At 69.9% G+C, this 17,864-nt stretch carries 11 protein-coding genes and 2 pseudogenes; 4 read left to right on the top strand and 9 right to left on the bottom strand.

Translation table 11 applies throughout. The annotated features are described in order from the left end of the window. Positions 1–487: pseudogene (locus P1P70_RS24065) on the top strand (serine/threonine protein kinase); the annotation flags it as partial. Here P1P70_RS24065 and P1P70_RS24060 read toward each other — a convergent pair. Further along, a complete protein-coding gene (locus P1P70_RS24060) occupies positions 474–1,964 on the bottom strand; it encodes a hypothetical protein (protein ID WP_319241104.1) in 1,491 nt (496 codons plus the stop codon). The pseudogene P1P70_RS24065 and the gene P1P70_RS24060 sit on opposite strands and share 14 nt — an antisense overlap. A gap of 202 nt (positions 1,965–2,166) precedes the next feature. Here P1P70_RS24060 and P1P70_RS24055 point away from each other — a divergent pair, with 202 nt between their 5' ends. Further along, entirely contained in the window at positions 2,167–3,912 is a 1,746-nt protein-coding gene (locus P1P70_RS24055) for an acyltransferase (protein WP_319241102.1), read from the top strand. A 341-nt stretch (positions 3,913–4,253) separates the two neighbouring features. Continuing rightward, positions 4,254–5,192: an alpha/beta hydrolase gene (locus P1P70_RS24050; RefSeq protein WP_319241100.1), complete on the top strand. Its 939-nt coding sequence runs from the start codon at positions 4,254–4,256 to the stop codon at positions 5,190–5,192. A gap of 61 nt (positions 5,193–5,253) precedes the next feature. Here P1P70_RS24050 and fxsT read toward each other — a convergent pair whose 3' ends face one another. The 8 genes from fxsT to P1P70_RS24010 all read right to left on the bottom strand — a co-directional run bounded on the left by fxsT (position 5,254) and on the right by P1P70_RS24010 (position 17,348). Then, positions 5,254–9,234 (bottom strand): FxSxx-COOH system tetratricopeptide repeat protein, encoded by a 3,981-nt coding sequence (fxsT, locus tag P1P70_RS24045; protein WP_319241098.1) that lies wholly within the window; start codon positions 9,232–9,234, stop codon positions 5,254–5,256. Further along, positions 9,231–10,571, bottom strand: a complete 1,341-nt coding sequence (gene fsxC, locus P1P70_RS24040) for an FxsC protein (RefSeq protein ID WP_319241096.1) — start codon at positions 10,569–10,571, stop codon at positions 9,231–9,233. The genes fxsT and fsxC overlap by 4 nt, the downstream gene beginning before the upstream one ends. Before the next feature lie 4 nt (positions 10,572–10,575). Next, on the bottom strand, positions 10,576–11,280 hold the full coding sequence (locus P1P70_RS24035) for a TIR-like protein FxsC (protein ID WP_319241106.1): 705 nt from the start codon (positions 11,278–11,280) through the stop codon (positions 10,576–10,578). A 115-nt stretch (positions 11,281–11,395) separates the two neighbouring features. After that, complete coding sequence (locus tag P1P70_RS24030) at positions 11,396–13,957, bottom strand: FxsB family cyclophane-forming radical SAM/SPASM peptide maturase (RefSeq protein WP_319241094.1); 2,562 nt, start codon at positions 13,955–13,957, stop codon at positions 11,396–11,398. Between the two features lie 33 nt (positions 13,958–13,990). Beyond that, a complete protein-coding gene (gene fxsA / locus P1P70_RS24025) occupies positions 13,991–14,146 on the bottom strand; it encodes an FxSxx-COOH cyclophane-containing RiPP peptide (protein WP_005482117.1) in 156 nt (51 codons plus the stop codon). 193 nt (positions 14,147–14,339) lie between these two features. After that, positions 14,340–15,239 (bottom strand): ATP-binding cassette domain-containing protein, encoded by a 900-nt coding sequence (locus P1P70_RS24020; RefSeq protein WP_319241092.1) that lies wholly within the window; start codon positions 15,237–15,239, stop codon positions 14,340–14,342. 8 nt (positions 15,240–15,247) lie between these two features. Then, on the bottom strand, positions 15,248–16,324 hold the full coding sequence (locus tag P1P70_RS24015) for an ABC transporter permease (RefSeq protein ID WP_319241090.1): 1,077 nt from the start codon (positions 16,322–16,324) through the stop codon (positions 15,248–15,250). A 7-nt stretch (positions 16,325–16,331) separates the two neighbouring features. Further along, positions 16,332–17,348, bottom strand: coding sequence for a sugar ABC transporter substrate-binding protein (locus P1P70_RS24010; RefSeq protein ID WP_319241088.1), 1,017 nt, complete (start codon positions 17,346–17,348; stop codon positions 16,332–16,334). Between the two features lie 331 nt (positions 17,349–17,679). Between P1P70_RS24010 and P1P70_RS24005 the strand changes: the two are divergent. Then, positions 17,680–17,802 (top strand): annotated as a pseudogene (locus P1P70_RS24005) (5-dehydro-2-deoxygluconokinase); the annotation flags it as partial. Between the last annotated feature and the right edge of the window lie 62 nt (positions 17,803–17,864).

Below are 17,864 nucleotides of genomic sequence, written 5' to 3'. Positions count from 1 at the left end.
CACCCCCTCCTATTCCCCCTCACCCGTACCCGCCGGTTATCACCTGGTCAGGGACGAGACCCTGGGCATCTCCTTCCCCGTCCCGGACGGCTGGCGGACGGGCAAGCAGACGTCCGAGTCGGTCACCTACACCGACGAGACGGGACTGGTCGAACTCACCATCGGCGTCGTGGACCCCGCCGGCTCGCACCCCGAGGCCCACTTCGAGGACATCGAGGCCAACACCAAGATCAATTACCCGGCCTCGTACCGGCGTCTGCGGATGGAGCGGACCACCTTCCGCGGCGAACCGGCGGCCGTCTGGGAGTTCACCTTCCGGGGCCGGGCCCGGACCTTCCGCGCCATCGACCTCGGATACGGCCGCGAGGGCGAACGGGAGTACGACATCTACCTCTCGGCCCCCGACCTCGACTGGGACGTCTACCGCCCCGTCTTCGACAAGGTCAAGGACGGCTTCACCACCCACGCCTCCCTCAAGGCCCCGTGAGCGCCCGTCCCCCGGTCGGCGCCACACGCAGCCGGAACCCCGCGATTCGGTGCTCCGGCCACGCCCGGGCGTACTCGGGCGGCCCGCCGCCCGGTGCGACGAGTGCCGCCACCGGCATGCGGTCGGCGGTGCGCAGGATGCCGTCCCGGGTGATGTTGGCGTTGTTGCCGCTGGTGTGGGCGGAGGAGCAGCCCGCGTAGTAGGCGATGGGGATGGCGTAGTCGCCGGTCAGCAGACAGGGCGGCCGTACACCGAGGCGCCGCAGTTCCGCGGCGACCCGGTCCCAGTCGCGGTGGAACGCGGTGGTGCGCGTGACGGTGCGTTCCAGCACCGCGTACTGCACCGCCAGGTGCCCGACGAGCCCGAACGCCACCAGCGCCCCCACGACCGGTCGCCAGGCCCCGCCCGGCCCTCTGACAAGATCCGTCAGCGCGTCGGCGACCGGGATCGCCAGCAGGGCGTACGCGGGCAGCAGGAAGCGGGGGGCGGCGTACCCGATCAGGAACAGGTACGGAACGGCGGCCGTGGCGGCGCAGACCAGCGGCGCCAGCGTGGGCGTCACCCGTCCGGCCCGGACCGCGACGGCCAGGCCGAGCGCGGCCAGCACCGGCAGGACGAACCACCAGGCGAAGACCGCGGGATGCGGCAGGTCCCCGGTGCACGGCCGGCACAGCGTACGGCCCACCAGGCTGCGCACCTGGTCGTCGACGGCGATGTTCCAGCCCAGCCCGCCCTGGATCCGCGACGCGTCGGCCAGCCGCCGGGCCGGCCCGCCGAACTGGGCGTACGCCTCCACGACCCACGCGAGCGCCCCGGTGGCGAGGCCGGCCGCCATCACGCCCAGGAGCCGCGGCCGCCGCCACCGCCGCACGAGGACCAGGAGCGTGAACAGCGGGAGTGTCACCCACACCGCGTCGGTGGGCCGCATCCACGCCATCAGCGCCGTGGCCGCGCCCGCGCCCCACAACGCCGCCCCGTCCCCCGGGTCGTCCCGTGCCCGCAGGAAGCACCCCACGCAGCCGAGCGCGCCGACCGCGACCCAGTAGTTGGGCATGGCCTGCGGCCCGTAGAAGAGGGTCACCCACAGGGACGCGAACAGCGCCCCGGCGACCGCCGGCACACGCGCCGGGAAGAGTCCCCGCCAAGGCCGCAGGGCGAGGTACAGCCCCACTCCCGACAGCACCGCCAGATACACCCGCAGCGGCGCGGTGGACGACGTCCAGACGACCACCGGTGCCACCAGCAGCGGCACTCCCCGCGTGCGCGGGGCGCTGAAGAACGCCGCCGGCGCGTGCGGGCTGACCTGGCTGACGTACACGGTCTCGTCCCACCCGAGCCCCATCCCCGGCGGTACGAGCAGGAGTTGGGCCAGTGTGAAGGCCCCGGCGACCACGGCGACGGGGCCGAGCCCCGGCGTCACGGCTGCCCGGACGGCGACGGGCGCGACGGCCGGAGCGGCATTGGAGCTCATGCGCATGGACCCATCCCGGGGCGGCACCGACAAGCCTCTGACACGACAAATGCATTCAAAGGGACAAAAGGACGAGCCGCCCGTCATGGCCCGACGCCCCGGCCAACGGCGCGCGGTCCTCCCTCACCCGACCGGCGCAGCAGGCCCGCCCAGCGCACCCGGGCCCGCCCTCTTCCTCGCGGGCCGCCGCTCTGCCTAGCGTGCGCACATGGATCACCGACAGCCGCCGTCCGAGCAGCCCTTCGACGACACCCGACACCCCGACCACCTCGGCCCTTCGGTCCGCTTCGACCACTGCCCCTGGCTGTTCGAGAAAGAGGCGACGGAGGAGCAGCGGGCCTCGCAGCGGGCGCGGCAGCGGTCGCTCGACGGGGACAGCGAGGTGGGTGAGCGCTGCTACGTGGCCGAGTCCGCGGCGGTCCTCCCCGACGTCCTCCGTCTGGGCGACGACTCGTACATCGCCGCCCACGCCTATGTCACCGGCACCCTGACCACCGGCACGGACTGCACCCTGAACCCATTCACCGTGGTCCGTGGCACCGTCTCCCTGGGCACCGGTGTACGCGTCGGCGCCCACACCTCCCTCCTCGCCTTCAACCACTCCACGGCCCCCGACCGGCCGATCCACCTGCAGCCCCAGTCCAGCCGGGGCATCACCGTCGGCGACGACGTCTGGATCGGCTCCCACGTGGTGGTCGTGGACGGCGTGACCATCGGCGACCACTGTGTGATCGGCGCGGGCGCCGTGGTGACGAAGGACGTACCGGCGTGGACGGTGGCCGCGGGGAACCCGGCCCGCCGGATCCGGGACCGGCGGGAGCCGGCGAGCCGGAAGCGAGAGACCCTCGGCAAGGGAGCGGGCACCGCCGGCCCCGACGCGCTGGCGCGGTTCGCCGACACCGCCCGAGCCCAGGCCGCCGACCTCCTGGCCCGCTGCTGGACCGGCGACCGGTACACGGACCGCCCCGGCGCCGCCCCCAGCGTTCGGGCCCACTGCGACGCCGTGGAGATCGCCGACCTGCTGCTGTCGACCGCCCCCGGGCAGCTGGACAGGGCGGAGCACATCGAGCGCCTGGCGTCCCTCCAGGACCGGGAGAGCGGGCTGACACCCGAACTCGGCGAGCGACTTCCCCCCATGGACGCCGACGGCTTCACGGGCGAGGGCCCGGCGCTGTACCACGTCCTGTCCGTGGGGTACGCACTCGACCTGCTGGGCGCCGCCTTCCCTCAACCGGTGCGCGGCGTAGGCTTTATGACGGCCGATCAACTCGTCGCCAGACTGGAGCGGTTGCCGTGGCGGGACGGCGCGTGGGCGGCGGGCGCGTGGATCGACTCCTGGGCCACGGCGGCTCACTGGAACCTCCGGCACCCGGACGGCGCGGGCCTCGTCCCCGGCACCCTCGAAGCCCTCTTCGGCTGGCTCCTCACGCGCGCCGACCCCTGGACCGGCATGTGGGGCACCCCTTCCGCCGACGTCGGCCGGCTGCAGGTGGTGAACGGCTACTACCGGCTCACCCGGGGTTCCTTCGCACAGTTCGGGGTACCCGTCCCCCATCCGGAACGGGTCGTGGACGCGGTACTGGACCACGCCCGCGACACCCGCTATTTCGGTGCGGGCCGGGAGAACGCCTGCAACGTCCTCGACGTCGCCCATCCGTTGTGGCTGTGCGCGCGTCAGTTGAGCTTCGGGGGCGGAAGCGACGGCGGCTACCGGTCGGCCGAGATCCGCGGCTGGGCCGAACAGCGACTCACAGCCGCCCTGTCCCGCTGGCAGGACGGAAGAGGGTTCGGGTTCGGACCGGGTACGGCGGGACCGGGCCCGGAGCCGGGGCTGCAGGGGACCGAGATGTGGTTGGCCATCGTCTGGCTGCTGGCCGATCTGCTGGGCCACTCCGACGCCTTGGGCTACCGGCCCCGTGGGGTGCACCGCCCCGAGCCCGCCGTCGGGACGTGAGACACACCACTTCCCGGAACGTCAGCGTCCGTACTGCTCCTTACGGGTGGTCGCTTCTTCACCCAGGTGCGGGCATCGCGGAGGGGCGGAAAGAGCCTTCGGAGCACGGTGAGGCGGCATACCCCATGACCCACTCGGCCACCACCAATTCCACCCTCATCCGGCGACCCGTGCCCCGGTGCACTACCTTGGGCCGTGAACAGCCGAGCGGCCCACGTTTACCCAATTCTTGCCACATGAAGCCAGAACGGCTGAGCAGCTACTAGGAGCGGGGCTTCCCATGCGTAATGCTGGGAGGTCCCGCGCTTCACTCCACAGCCGCTGGCACGGGAGGGCATCGGGTGGTCAAGACAGTGAAGACGCCGTCCGGCGGACGGACGATCGCCTATGAGACCTGGGGCGATCCGGACGCACACCCGGTGTTTCTGCTGCACGGAACTCCCGGAAGCCGACTCGGGCCCCGGCTGCGCACCTTCGACCTGCACAAGCTCGGAGTGCGCCTCATCGCCTACGACCGACCGGGGTACGGCGGTTCCGACCGCCACGAGAACCGCGCGGTGGCCGACGCGGCCGAGGACGTCGACGCCATCGCCGCGGATCTGGAACTCAAGAAGTACTCCGTGGTCGGCAGATCGGGCGGCGCGCCGCACGCGCTGGCCTGCGCGGCACGGAACATCGGCAGCCAGGTGGCGAGTGTCGCGGCGCTGGTCTCGCTGGCCCCGCCGAGCGCCGCGGGCAACGGCGACGGGCTCGACTGGGACGACTGGCACAAGGAGATGTCCGAGTCCAATGTGTCGACCTATCAGCTGCTCGAACGGCACGCCCCCGATGTGACCGAGCTGGGCGCCCTGCTGGCCCGTAACGCCGAGACGATCCGCCGCGATCCCACCGTGTTCCTGGAGTCCCTGCGCGAGGAGATGCCGAGCGTGGACCGGGTGATCGTCGAGGACGCCGGGATCCGCCAACACCTCCTGCGGAACTACCTGTCGGCGGTGGGCGAGGGGGAGACGGTCGACCCCCGCGCGCCGATGGGCTGGGTGGACGACCTGGTCGCGTTCCGGCGGCCCTGGGGATTCGACCTCAAGGACATCGACGGTTCCGTGCCCGTGATGCTGTGGCACGGGGAACGGGACATCTTCGCCCCGGTCGCCCATTTCCACTGGCTGACCAGGAAGATCCCCACGGCCAAGGCCATGCTGCAGCCCTCCGCGGCCCACTTCGCGGCACTGCCCGCACTGCCCCAGGTGCTGGCCTGGGCCCGGGACTCCGCCGACCGGTGACAGCCGCTGGGACAGGGGCGGCCGACACCGATACCGACACCGGCCGCCCCGTCCCGCGCTCCTAGATCGGGTGCGGCTCCAGGTCGAGACAGCTCAGCTTCCACTCCTTGAGCGCCACCACTCGGGGGTGCTCCCTGCCGATCCGCTTGCTCAGGGCGGACAGAGCGTCATGGTGCTGGGTGCGCGCCTCGTCGGCGCGGCCCAGCCGGCTCAGGACGACGGCATGGTTCCCCGCGCAGGTCAGCGTCGACGGATGGTTGGGCTCAAGGCCCCCCTTGAGCAGTTCGTAGGCCTCCAGGCTGGTTCTACGGGCGGCCTCCCACTCGGCGAGCGCCGCCTGGGCGACGGCCAGGTTCGTCCGGCAGATGAGTACATGCGGGTGGTGCTCGCCGTTGAGCTCGGAGAACCTCCGCTCAGCCTTGTACAGCAACTCCTGTGCCTCGGCGGCTGCTTCCGGGCTGACGGCGCCGATGTCGTGCAGCATCAGCACCGCGTGGTTGACCGAGCAGGCCACCGTCTGGGAGTGGTCCTCCCCCAGGCTCTCTCTCAGGTCTTCGTGCACCTTGCGGATCAGCTTCAGTCCCTCGTCGACCCGGCCCTGGGCGGCGATGTCGCCGGCGAGGCTCATCTCCAGCAGCAGTTGTTCGGAGGACGACTTCTCCCCGTCGGGGGTGGGAGTACTCCTCAGCACGTGACGCACCAGTTCCTCGGCCTCCGCCGCGCGGCCCGCCCTGCGCAGGGAACCCGCCAGACCCTTGACCGTGTTCAGCACGGTCGGCGAGCCCTGGGTGAGGCGAGGATTACGCAGACACCGCTCGTAGGCGCGCTGAAGCAGCGTCACGGACTCCTCGTAGTCCCCGCAGTCACGCAGGTCCCGCCCCAGGTTCACCGCCGACTCGATGGTCAGGGGGTGGTCCTCGAGCTGGATCGCCTCCCGCAGTTCGAGTGTCCGCCGGTCGAGGTCACGAGCCTTGAGGTACTCCCCGGACAGGCGCAGGGCCACAGCGAGGTTGTTGGCCGCGCTGAGGGTCCGCGCATGGTCCTCCCCGTAGATCTCCCCGTACTTCTCGTACGTCTCCTCGTCGTACCGCAGGGCCTCCGACAGCCGCCCCAGCCCGCGCAGGTCCGCGGCGATGCTGCTGGTGGTCATCAGGATGTGCTGGTCGTCCTCGTCCTCCAGAACCGCACGTTGCCGCTCCAGGACCTCCTGGTCCAGGTCGAGGGACTCCTCGTATCTGCCCTGGGCGCGCATGACGTTGGCGATCTGGAAGCGCATGTGGAGGGTCCAGCGTTCGTCCGGGGAGCCGTCCTTGGACCAGTCGACCACCCGCTGAGCGCTGTACTTCATGGCCTGGTTCAGTTCTCCCCGGCGGCGCAGCTGGCGCACCCGGTCCACGAAGAGTTCCCTGATGCCCTCGTCCGCGGTGGTCTTGGCCCAGGGCGTGGCGAGGTGCGGCCAGATGATGCGGTACTTCTCCCAGGTGTTGGGGTTCTCGGGGTCGTCCCCACTGGGCCGGGCCGCGACCAGCGAGCGGTAGACCACCTCTTGTGCCGCCTCGCGCTCCTCCTCGCTCATCATCCCCCGCATGGCTACCTGCATCATGCGGTGCACGGTGATGCTGCGGGCCTTGCGGTCCACCGTGACCAGCGAGAACTTGCTGAGCTCCTTGTACGCGCGGGAGACCGTGCGGACGCCACCCAGCGCCCGGGAGACCTCGAAGCCCTCCAGCAGATCCATGGAGATCGGCTCGGGACCGTAGTACGAACAGATCTGGAGCAGCCGCATCGCCGCCGGGAAGTTCGCTCTCAGTTGCTTGAGGGCGAACTCCCAGGTGTGCTTGACCTCCCCGACGGTGTTGTCGGCCGGAGCGCCCGCGGCATGGGGCTGGAGCTGCTGGATGTAGTCGTGGACGTCGGCCCTGGCCTGCTCGATGTAGGCCGCGGCACGCTCGATCGCGATCGGCAGGTCGCCCAGCGCCTCCGCGATCTGGTAGGCCTCCGTCCGGCCGCAGTCGGGCAGCCGGGTGCGCAGGTGGGCGATGCTCTCGTTCCGTTCGAAGACGGGTACGTCGATGGTGTCCACGAAACGCCCCCAGCCGTCGGCGAGCTGACTGGTGACCAGGATGTGGCCGCGCCTGCCGTCCATCAGGAACTCGAGCAGGTTGCCCGGCTCGGGGACGTTGTCCAGGATCAGCAGGTAGCTGTCGTACCGGTCACCGTCGTTGAGTGCTTCGTGGACGGCCTTGGCCGTGTCGGTCGGATTGGGCCGCTCCTGCAGATCGAGTGTCGCGGCCAGGCGCGCGTACGCCTCGAGGCCCCGGTAGTCCTCCTCGGCCTGGATGTGGTAGACGACGTCGTAGTCACTCTTGTAGCGGTAGGCGAACTCCTGGGCCAGCAGGGTCTTCCCGACACCGCCCATGCCCTTGAGGACGAGCGCTCGGGTGTCCTCCTGCCACAGCTTCTCCCGGATGCCCTCCAGCAGTTCCGTGCGGCCCGTGAAGGACGACGTGCGCAGCGGGACCTGGAAGACCGCGGGCTCGGTCTTCGGGAAGCGGGGGAGTTTGACCTCGGTGCCGGTGAAGTGGCTGTGCGTCAGGGCCTCCCCGCTTCGCCCGAACCACGCCAACAGCGTGTCGCGCCCCTCTTCATGGCTCGAACAGCGGGCCATGTCGGCGAGCTGTTCCGTGAAGGGCGCCTCCAGGGGGACCTGGTCGACCCTCATGGAGACCAGTTGGTGCGTGCGCCGGTCGCTCTCCGCCCAGACCGCTTCCCAGGTCGTACGGAACCGGGACGACCCCTGGTAGTCCTGGGAGAAGATGATCAGCGTGTGCGAGGCCGACTCGACACCGCGCTCGATCTCGTCCCGCACCATCGCGCCCTCGACCGTGCCCTCCTGCGCCAGGTGGACCTTGAAGCCGGCCTGGACCAGGACCGCGCTCGCCCAGTTGGCCCAACTCCTGTCCTGGGGAACGAAGCTGACGTAGACGTCGGAGATGCTGGGCGGCCGATGACGGGTGTACCGCTCCAGGGTCTTGCGGCGCAGCGGCTCGTCGATGCGCGGCATCGAGGAGACCTGGCCGTCCGTGATGACGTCCGCGAGCCTCTCGTAGGCCGACAGCAGGCTCTTGGGGTCCCCGGCCTGCTCGCGGAACGGTGCGAGCGTCTCCTCGTACGAGTAGATGGGCACATACGGGATCTCGACACTGCGCCAGTAGTCCTCGGGATCCCGTTCGGGGAGGTGCTTGCGCACGATCCGGTCGAAGCGGTACTGGATCTGGCCACGTGCCGCGTCCAGTCGGTCCGCCTCGGCATTCTCCACTCGCATGGGGACGGGCAGGATACGGATGTCCCGGTTGCCGTACAGCATCCCGTCGATGCGCTCGGCGACACCGGCGGCGCCCTCGATGCTCTGGCTGCTGGGGGTGAAGCAGGTGACCACGGCCTGCGGCAGATTGACGGTACAGATGTCGGAGATGTCGTTGAGTCCCGTACGGCTGTCGATGAGCACGTAGTCGAAGTTCTCGGTGAACTCGCGCTTGAGCCCCTCCAGGAACCGGGTGGCCAGCGGCCCCTCCATGAAGTCCTTCCAGTCGAACTGGGAGAACGCCGCGAGGTAGCTCTTGTTCTTCGTTCCGGCGGGGAGGTAGTAGAGCTGACCGCCCGCGGGGAAGTCCCAGTCGACCTGGATGAGGCACCTGTTGAGGGTGATGCCGTCGGGCACACCCGCCTCGGCCGCACCCGGGTACTCGGTGATCGGTTCGATCCGATGTGCGGCGTCACCCAGGCCCTGCGCCGAGAGCACGAACTGGGTCGACCGGCTGACCAGTTCGAGCACTCCGGGCGTCTCGCGCAGTTGCTTCTCGCTGAGGAAGGGGTGCAGGAAGCGGTCCAGGCCCGGAGCGTCGAGGTCCCAGTCCACCACCAGGACGCGATGGCCCGCGGAGGCCAGGATCCACGCCGTATTGGCGAGCGCCATCGTCCTGCCCGTGCCGCCCTTGTACGAGTAGAACGTGATGATTGTGCGCGCGTCCTCGCCGGTCATGGCCTGCCCTCCGTGCGACGTCCGCCGCTAGGTGCCCCGTCGTCCCCGCCGGCGTCGAGCCGACGGGGCAGGTCCGCACCGGATTCCCGAACGTCCCGGACGCCCGTGGCCCCCCGGGACAATTGCGAATGAATGTACCGCAAATAGCGGATCTTGGTTGCCTCGGCCAGCTCGCTGAACCAGCGGGTGAAGACATCCACCCCGGTCAGTCCGCGGACCGCTTCCTGCTCTCCCGCCCGCCCCTCGCTGAGGAACCGCGGAAAGTGCGTCAGCAGCAGACCGCGCAGCCGCTCGGACTGCTCCTTGGTCTGCACGTCGTCCCCCGCCAGGGTACTGAGCACCGCCGTCCACGGCCGCTTGGCCGCATCGAACTCCCGTGCCTGGCTCGCCATTTGGGGATTCTCCAGGGCCCAGGGGTCCACCACCAGGACCCAGGGCGCCGTCGGGATCTCCGAGCTTCGCAACTCCGCCTGGTGTTTGTGGAAGGGCAGCACGGTGGGCTCGAAGCCCAGATTGCGGGCCAGCGCCTCCATCTGCTCCACCAGGGGTTCGACCGCTCGGCCGTAGGGCCGCCAGTCCTCGACCCGAGGCCCGTAGCGGGTGTTGTCCCGACCGACCGGTAACTGCTCCTCGGTCGGGGCGAGCACGGTGATGTGCAGCGGGGAGGCGAAGGGAGGGTCGGCGAAGGAGTCGTCGAGCCCGGCCAGCGTCGCCGGTCGTGCCGCCGACCCTCCGGCGGGGAGCGTCCGCGACTGCTTCGGCACCGCCGCCGCCCGCTCGACGATGCGCTGGGCGAGCCAGTCGGTGACCTGGGCGACCTGGGCGGCGACGCGGTCCGCCGCGTGCTCGTCCTCCGGGTCCGGCCGTTCCGTCAGGTCCGACAACTGGTCGAGCAGCCGGTGCAGCCCCATGGAGGCGTAGCTCTCGGCGGCCTCCCCGATGCCCTCGGGCACCTCCGGGTACTGCTCCTTGACCTTCTTCGGCAACGAGGTGGGCGGATACGGCGTCCACAGCACCGGGACGATGCCCGGCCGGGCGCTCTGGGCGCCCCCTTGCGTCACGGCGGTCCACTGGCGCCCGCACTGCGGATCGCTGAAGTACCGCTTCGAATACAGCGGGACGAAGACCTGACAGCCGAGGAGCGCCTTGATCGACTTCTCTCCCGGCGCCCCGGGCCGCTCGACGAAACCGGCCTCCTCACGCGGCACTCTCGCGTGCCGCGCCACTTTTGCGCACAGCTCGTCGAAGAACTGGAAAACCAGACGATTGGGGTCCTGTGAGATGTCCCGGTGCCGGGGAGCAGGAACCCGCGCATAGCTCATGAAGAACATCGGCATCCCGCTATTCCCCCTCGAAGACGTTCCGGAGGTCGCTGAACAGCTCCACGTCACACGGTTCAAGGCTGGTCTGCTGTGCCACTTTGACGATCATCTGGGCGAGCGACCACACGGAGCTGCGGTACTTGGCGTGACGCCCCGCCTTCTTCAGCCCGTAGAGACCGGACTGTACATAGTCCTTACCCAGATCCGGGTGGGCGTACTGCACTTCGGCGGCCAAGGGCGGCAGCGTCAGGTGCTGCTCCCCCACCCAGAGGACGGGGATGATCGCGTTGCCCGTGTACGGCCCGGTACGGAGGCGCTGACGCCGCGCGAAGGCGTCCCATTCCTTCCCGCACCACTCTCTTCTGAAGTACCGGCTGTTGTAGATCGGCACGAAGACGCGGCAGGTGGCCAGGGCGTGTTTGAGTCTGTTCTCCCAGTAGTCACCGGGTTCCATTCGCTTGTCGAGGAAACCGGGCAATTCCTGGCCGTCGTGGTCGGTCAACTGCAGGATGTCGCTGCATAACTGGACATAGAACTGTTCCAGCGCCGTGTCCGACGCGTCCTTCCTGTCCCGTGCCCCCGCCAGCGGCGTGCGCGCATAGCTCATGAAGAACACATACGGATCGGAGGAATGCGCCGACTGAGCCGTGCGAGAAGCCGGATGAATCATGGACTCGCCTTTCCCTCCCCCGTTGCCCACCTCGGGTCTCCCGGTCCCGAGCATCACAGCTGGATCTCCTCCAGCATCCATTGGAACGCGAAAACCACCGCGGGTGCCAGGGGTCTACCGGCTCAAGTTGTACCGGACACCGTTACGGCAAGCGGGAGTTGACCCGACATTAGACCGCGATCGGACCGGTTTCGGCCACTCCGCCCAGAGTCTCGGCCTCGCCCCTGAGTCCGCGTACGAAGCGGAGGCCCAGGGCGGTCAGGGAGCCGGTTCCGGCCACCGTGTCGAGGGCGTCCAGCACCGCCGTGCGCCACTTGTCCGCCTCGACGCGGGAGCGTTCGTACAGCGCCGGGCCGACATCGGCCGCGCCGCGGCGCACCCTGAGCCGCCAGATGTCGGCGACCGCGAGGTGGGCGTACGCGCCCTGCACGATGGCGTCGAGAGGTCTGGCGTCGGGGCGCCACAGCACTCGGTAGCGGCGGTCGTCGAGGCCGTCGAGCAGGTCGAACATGTCTAGCATCGCGCCCAGTTTGACGTGCTGGTACTCGTGGACGAGCAGCATGGCCAGGTCCTCGGCCGAGCGGGGCAGCGCGATGCCGACCGCCCCGAAGGCGTGCCGGGAGGTGGCGCTGACGTCGTCGCCGGACGCGGCGGGCACGAGGGGGGTCACCGTGGTCAGACCGGCGGCGATCCCCTGCGCGTACTCGGGGTACTCGGTCCTGATCAACTGCCAGGCATCCCCGAACATCGTCTCCCACCGTCGGAATTCGGCCTCGGACAACCGGGGCAGGGGTGTGTAGCCGTAGCAGTCGCGGGAGGGGTCCAGATCGTCCAGGGCCACTTCCAGTCCGTCGGCGGACAGGTGGCGCAGGGGCTGCCAGCGCATGCCGTCGGGGGGCAACTCCTGGCCGAGGGTGCGCCCTTCGACGGTGAGCGCGGTGTCGGCGGCCGTCACGGTGACCGTCCCGGAGGGGCGGCGGTCACGGCCGTCGGCGCCCAGCGACAGCCGCCCCAGGCCGGGAAGATGGATCGCCGGCCCCTCGGGCTCGTGCCGCAGCGGAACGGACAGGGTCAGCCGACCGCCGACGCGTGCGACGGCTGACAGCGCGGCCTCCGCCGGGCGTCCCTCGGCCCGCCGTCGCACCGGCTGCCCGCACGCCAGGGCCCACACGCGCAGATACGGGTCGGCCAGCAGGACGTCCAGCGCGGCGGCGGGCAGCCGCAGGATCGCCTCCCAGCCGGGCCCTGAGTCCGCCGGACCACCGCTGCCCGGATACGTACCCGCACGCGCGCCCTCAGCCGTGCCCGCCCCCGCAGCCGCGCTCGCACTCGGACCGTCGTCCGCACGCGCACCCGCGCCCGCCGGAGTCGGCTTCGGCCCGGCGGTCAGCCCCGGGCCCGAGCGGGAGCCGGGGAGCAGCCCCCGGCCGGGAGCCACGTCCTGGCCGGGGCCCGGCCCCTCGGTGTCCGCCCGGCGGGCCGCCGCCAGCAGCGCCCTGCGCTGGCTGTTCTGTGCTGCGGCCAGGGAGCGGACGGCCGCCGCACTGCCGTACCCGGCGGCCAGTTCGTCGAAGTGGGTCCAGGACAGACCGTGCCAGCCGTGGCGGACGTCGGCGTCGTTGCGCTCCGTGGTCTGCACGTACTCGATGATCTTCAGCAGGTCGGCGCAGTAGACGGAGGGGTTGTCGAACCCGTTGGAGGCGCGGTGGCGGTGTCCGTAGAGGCCGCCGCCGCAGACCGACACGACGGGGCAGGCGCGGCACTGCGCGCTCAGCCCGTCCAGTCCGGCGCGGCGGGCCTGGATGCCCCGGTGCCGGGCGGCCTCCTCCAGCCGGTGGGTGGCGAGGTGCATGCCGGTCGCCGGGGCTCCCGGATAGGCCGTCTTCAGCCAGTCCGCCTGTTCGAGGGCGCCGTCGGTCTCGATCACGAGGAGGTCCGAACTCCCCAGCCCCAGCGCCTCGGTGAGGCTGCCACGGCCTCGGGTCAGCCGGCTGATGGACTCGAACATGCGGATGCGCGTCGGCATGCCGTCGGCGGTCCACTGCTTGTGCACGGCGATCAGCCAGTCCGCGTAGACGGTCTCACCGCCGGGGCGGGCCGGCGGGAACTCCCAGGTGGCGTGCGGCAGCAGGAAGTCGACCGCGGGCGGGCGGAGTTCGGCCAGCGCCCGGTACACCTCCACCGGGTCGTTCTCGACGTCGATCGTGCAGAGCAGTCCGCCGAAGGCGGCGCGGTGGGGCGGTGAGCCGAGCAGACGCACCGCGCGGACCACGTCACGGTAGGAGCCGGAGCCGTCCCGCCGGATGCGGTGGCGGTCGTTGGACGCCTCGTCGCCGTCGAGCGAGATGCTGGTGACGATGGACTCGTCGACGAGCATCGCGCAGAACTCGTCGTCCAGGCGCAGGCCGTTGGTCTGCATCCGCAGGTCGAGTTCGGCCACGCCGTCCAGCGCCGAGCGGAGTGAGCGGGCGAAGCCGCGCAGGCGTTCCCGCCCGGCGAGCAGGGGCTCACCGCCGTGCAGTACGACGTGCACCCGGGCGAGTCGGTGCGCGGCCGCGTGTTCGGCGATCCGCCCGGCCGCACGACGGAACGTTTCCTCGGACATCGTCACCGGCCGCCCGCGCCAGCTCTGGTCGGCGTGCTGGTAGACGTAGCAGTGGTCACAGGCCAGATCACACCGGCTGTGCACCTTGATCACGAACTGGCGGAAGGGGCGCGCCACCACCGTCACCGGTACGATCCCTCGTCGTTCCGGCCAGACCGGTCAGAGCGACGACTGGAAGGCCGCCACCGGCTCTCCGCCACCTGCGAGCATCCTTGCCATGGCCGACTCCTGCGCGGACTCGGGCACCTCGTCCAGTGAGGTGTCGTGCAGGTCCCTGACCACGCTCGTGGCGAAGGGCTGCTCGTACCTGTCCATAGGCGTCGTCTCCTCGGGCGTACGGCTCCGGGCGGCACACCTCATAGTGACGGCCCGGTAACCGAACAGCAAGGCGATCGCAAGCCAAGTCCGCTGACCGGCGAGAAGTCGTACGCCGACCGGCGAGGGGCTCCGCGCGAAGCGCCCTCGCCGTGTCGATGGCCACGTGGTCGCCCACGAGGAGCGGCCGGGGTCAGGCCCCGCCGTCCTTCGAGGAGACCACGGGTGCGGTGAGGTCGTCCTCCTCGGGGAGCTCTTCGACGTCGACGCCGCGGACTTGGGCCAACTCGTGCTTGAGCGCCGCGAGTTCGGTGCCGCCGGCCATGTGGTTGGTGAGTTCCTCGAGGCTGACCCGGTCGCGGGGGGCGGACAGTTCGAGGGTGCCCAGGCGCAGGACGCTGAAGTGGTCGCCGACCATGTAGGCGTGGTGGGGGTTGTGGGTGATGAAGATGACGCCCAGTCCGCGGTCGCGGGCGGCGGCGATGTACTTCAGCACCACCCCGGACTGCTTGACCCCGAGCGCGGCGGTGGGTTCGTCGAGGATGAGGACACGGGCGCCGAAGTAGACGGCGCGGGCGATGGCCACGCACTGGCGCTGGCCGCCGGAGAGGGTGCCGATGGGCTGGTCCAGGTCGTCCAGGACGATGCCCATGTTCCGCAGTTCCTCGTCCGCGGTCTTCTTCATCCTCTCGATGTCGAGGCGGCGGACCGGCCAGGGGCCCTTGGTGAACTCGGAGCCGAGGAAGAAGTTGCGCCAGACCGGCATCAGGGGCACGGTCGCCAGGTCCTGGTAGACGGTGGCGATGCCGGCGTCCAGGGCCTCGCGCGGGGTGGTGAACCGCACCGGCTTGCCGTCGACGAGGACCTCACCCTCGGTGTGCTGGTGCAGACCGGAGATGATCTTGATCAGGGTGGACTTGCCGGCGCCGTTGTCGCCCAGGACGCAGGTGACGCGGCCGGGGTGGACGGCGAGGTTGACCCCGTGCAGGGCGCGGACGTTGCCGTAGGCCTTGCCGGTGTTCCGCAGTTCGACCACGGGCGCCTGGCCGGTGGACGCCGTTTCGGGGGTGCTGGTGTCGTTGCTGGTGGTCATGGGGTGGTTCACCTCCGGGTGGCCTGGGCGCGGACCCACAAGTTGACGAGGGCGGCGATCAGGAGCATCACGCCGAGGAAGGCCTTGAACCAGTCGGGGTTCCAGTTGGCGTAGACGATGCCCTGGTTGACCATGCCGAAGATGAAGGCGCCGATGACCGGGCCGATCGCCGAGCCGTAACCGCCGGTCAGCAGACAGCCGCCGATCACCGCGGCGATGATGTAGAGGAACTCGTTGCCCACGCCCTCGTTGGACTGCACCGTGTTGAACGAGAACAGCAGGTGCATGCCCACGAACCAGGCACCGGCGCCCACGCCCATGAAGAGGGCGACCTTGGTGAAGTTCACGGGCACGCCGACGGCCCGCGCACTGTCCTTGTTGCCGCCGACGGCGAAGATCCAGTTGCCGAACTTGGTGCGCAGCAGCAGCCAGGTCGCGATGACCGCGAAGACCAGCCAGTAGAAGATCGTGATCTTGAAGTCGACGCCGCCGATGGAGATCTCGGAGGCGAAGATGCTCTTGGCCTGGTCGAAGCCGTCCATGTCGGCGATCGAGTCGGACGCCACGTTCCCGGTGAAGATCTTCGTCACCGCGAGGTTGGAGCCCTGGAGGATCAGGAACGAGCCCAGGGTGACCAGGAAGCTCGGCAAGCCGGTCCTGATCAGCAGCCAGCCGTTGAACGCGCCCACCGCCAGCGACACGACCAGGGCGACGAGCACGCCGGTCCACACGTTCACCGTCAACTGGAAGCTCAGGATCGCCGCCGTCAGCGCGGAGGTCGTCACCGCGACGCCGGCGGACAGGTCGAACTCGCCGCCGATCATCAGCAGCGCCACCGGCAGGGCCATGATGCCCATCACCGAGGCCTGGTAGAGCACCGTCGCCAGCGAACCGGCCTCCCGGAAGGAGGGGGCGACGGCGAAGAAGAAGACGTACACACCGATCGCGGCGATCAGCGCGCCGACTTCGGGACGGGCCAGCAGTCGCCGGCCCAGGGAACGCTGCGCGGTACGACCGTCCTTCTGGGCGGCCGGCGGAGCCGGCGACGAGGAGGACCCCGTCGCCGGTGCCGTTGCTTGGGTCATGATCGGATCACCGGGTGCCCTTCGCGGCGAACTTGGCGATCGTGTCGACGTTGTCCTTGTCCACGAACGCGGGACCGGTCAGCACCGGCTCCTCGCCACCGCCGCTGTAGTTGCCGTTGTTCTTGTAGAGCCACAGCGAGTCCACGGCCAGGTAGCCCTGCAGGTACGGCTGCTGGTCGACGGCGAACTCGATGTCGCCCGCCTTGATCGCGTCCGTCAGCTCCTTGTTCAGGTCGAACGTCGCCACCTTCGCCTTGCTGCCCGCGTCGTCCACGGACTGCACGGAGGTCAGGGCGATCGGGGCGCCGAGCGTGACGACCTCGTCGATCGAGCTGTCCTGCTTGAGCTTCGCCGTGATGGTCGACTTCACCGACGGCATGTCCGTGCCGTTGACGTAGAGGTTCTCGGTCTTGCCCTCGAACGTCTTCTTCACGCCGGCGCAGCGCGCCTCCAGGGAGACGTTGCCCTGCTCGTGGATGACACAGACCGCGTGCTTCGCGCCGGTCTCGTTGAGCTTCTTGCCGAAGGCCTCGCCGGAGACGGTCTCGTCCTGGCCGAAGAAGGAGAGGAGACCCTGCTCCTGCCACACGTCCATACCGGAGTTGAGGCCCACGACGGGGATGCCGGCCTTCTCCGCCTTGGCGATGACGTCCTTCATCGCGTCCGGCTTGGCGAGGGTGACCGCGATGCCGTCGACCTTCTGGTCGATCGCGTTCTGCACGAGGTTGGCCTGGTTGGCCGCGTTGGGGTCGTTCGAGTAGACGAGCTTGACGTTGTCCTTGTCGGCGGCCGTCTGGGCGCCCTTGCGGACGATGTCCCAGAAGGTGTCGCCCTGCCCCGCGTGGGTCACCATCGCGACCGTCATCCGGGCGGTGTCGGCCTTGCCCGCGGCGGCGTTCGACCCGCCCTCCTCGGCCTCCTTGCCGCCGGAGTCGCTGGAGCAACCGGCTATCAGAAGCGCGGAAGCCGCGGCCATGGCGAAGAAGGGGGCCACTCTGCGCGAGCGGGAGTACGTGCGGTCCATCTTTCCTGCACCTCACTGTGCGACAGGGGGAAAGGGAACGGGACAGCGTCGGGCGGATGCCCGCGCGGGCCCGGACGTTCGAAGTCCGGATCATTGTGCCGGTAGGCCGACTGCGCTGTTTCGTTGGGACGGGATACAAACCCCTGCCGGACCCCCCTGTCAAGACTTTGTTAAGACATCATTTCACAAGCAGGTCAGGATGTCCGTACAAACGCTTGACACCGGGTCGGTTCGGGTCATAAACCTGGGATACATCCGGACCCGGGCGTTCGCATCCCACCCGTCACGGGCCTCCGGTGGCCCGCATCCCCCCACCCGAGGAGCGACGCGCATGCCCGAGCCCGCCGCATCCCTCGATCCGATCACGCCGGGTCGTATCGGAATCGATCTCTATCCGTTGCAGACCGGCGTCCCGCTCGCGCGTGTCGAGTCCTTCGGTGAGCTCCTCGGCGGAGGGACTGTGGTCGACACGGCGGTCGGACTGCCCTGAGCCCGCCCCGCACCCCAACCCACCAC

Origin of the sequence: Streptomyces sp. MB09-02B (assembly GCF_033794485.1) — a bacterium.
Taxonomy (GTDB): domain Bacteria; phylum Actinomycetota; class Actinomycetes; order Streptomycetales; family Streptomycetaceae; genus Streptomyces.
Note: the sequence above shows the minus strand (reverse complement) of the source record. Positions and strands in the feature narration are given on the sequence as shown.

Coding starts and splice junctions, on each gene's coding strand:
- P1P70_RS24060 (WP_319241104.1), bottom strand. CDS start 1,964: ATGCGCATGAGCTCCAATGCCGCTCCGGCCGTCGCGCCCGTCGCCGTC.
- P1P70_RS24055 (WP_319241102.1), top strand. CDS start 2,167: ATGGATCACCGACAGCCGCCGTCCGAGCAGCCCTTCGACGACACCCGA.
- fxsT (WP_319241098.1), bottom strand. CDS start 9,234: ATGACCGGCGAGGACGCGCGCACAATCATCACGTTCTACTCGTACAAG.
- fsxC (WP_319241096.1), bottom strand. CDS start 10,571: ATGCCGATGTTCTTCATGAGCTATGCGCGGGTTCCTGCTCCCCGGCAC.
- P1P70_RS24035 (WP_319241106.1), bottom strand. CDS start 11,280: ATGCTCGGGACCGGGAGACCCGAGGTGGGCAACGGGGGAGGGAAAGGC.
- fxsA (WP_005482117.1), bottom strand. CDS start 14,146: ATGGACAGGTACGAGCAGCCCTTCGCCACGAGCGTGGTCAGGGACCTG.
- P1P70_RS24020 (WP_319241092.1), bottom strand. CDS start 15,239: ATGACCACCAGCAACGACACCAGCACCCCCGAAACGGCGTCCACCGGC.
- P1P70_RS24015 (WP_319241090.1), bottom strand. CDS start 16,324: ATGACCCAAGCAACGGCACCGGCGACGGGGTCCTCCTCGTCGCCGGCT.
- P1P70_RS24010 (WP_319241088.1), bottom strand. CDS start 17,348: ATGGACCGCACGTACTCCCGCTCGCGCAGAGTGGCCCCCTTCTTCGCC.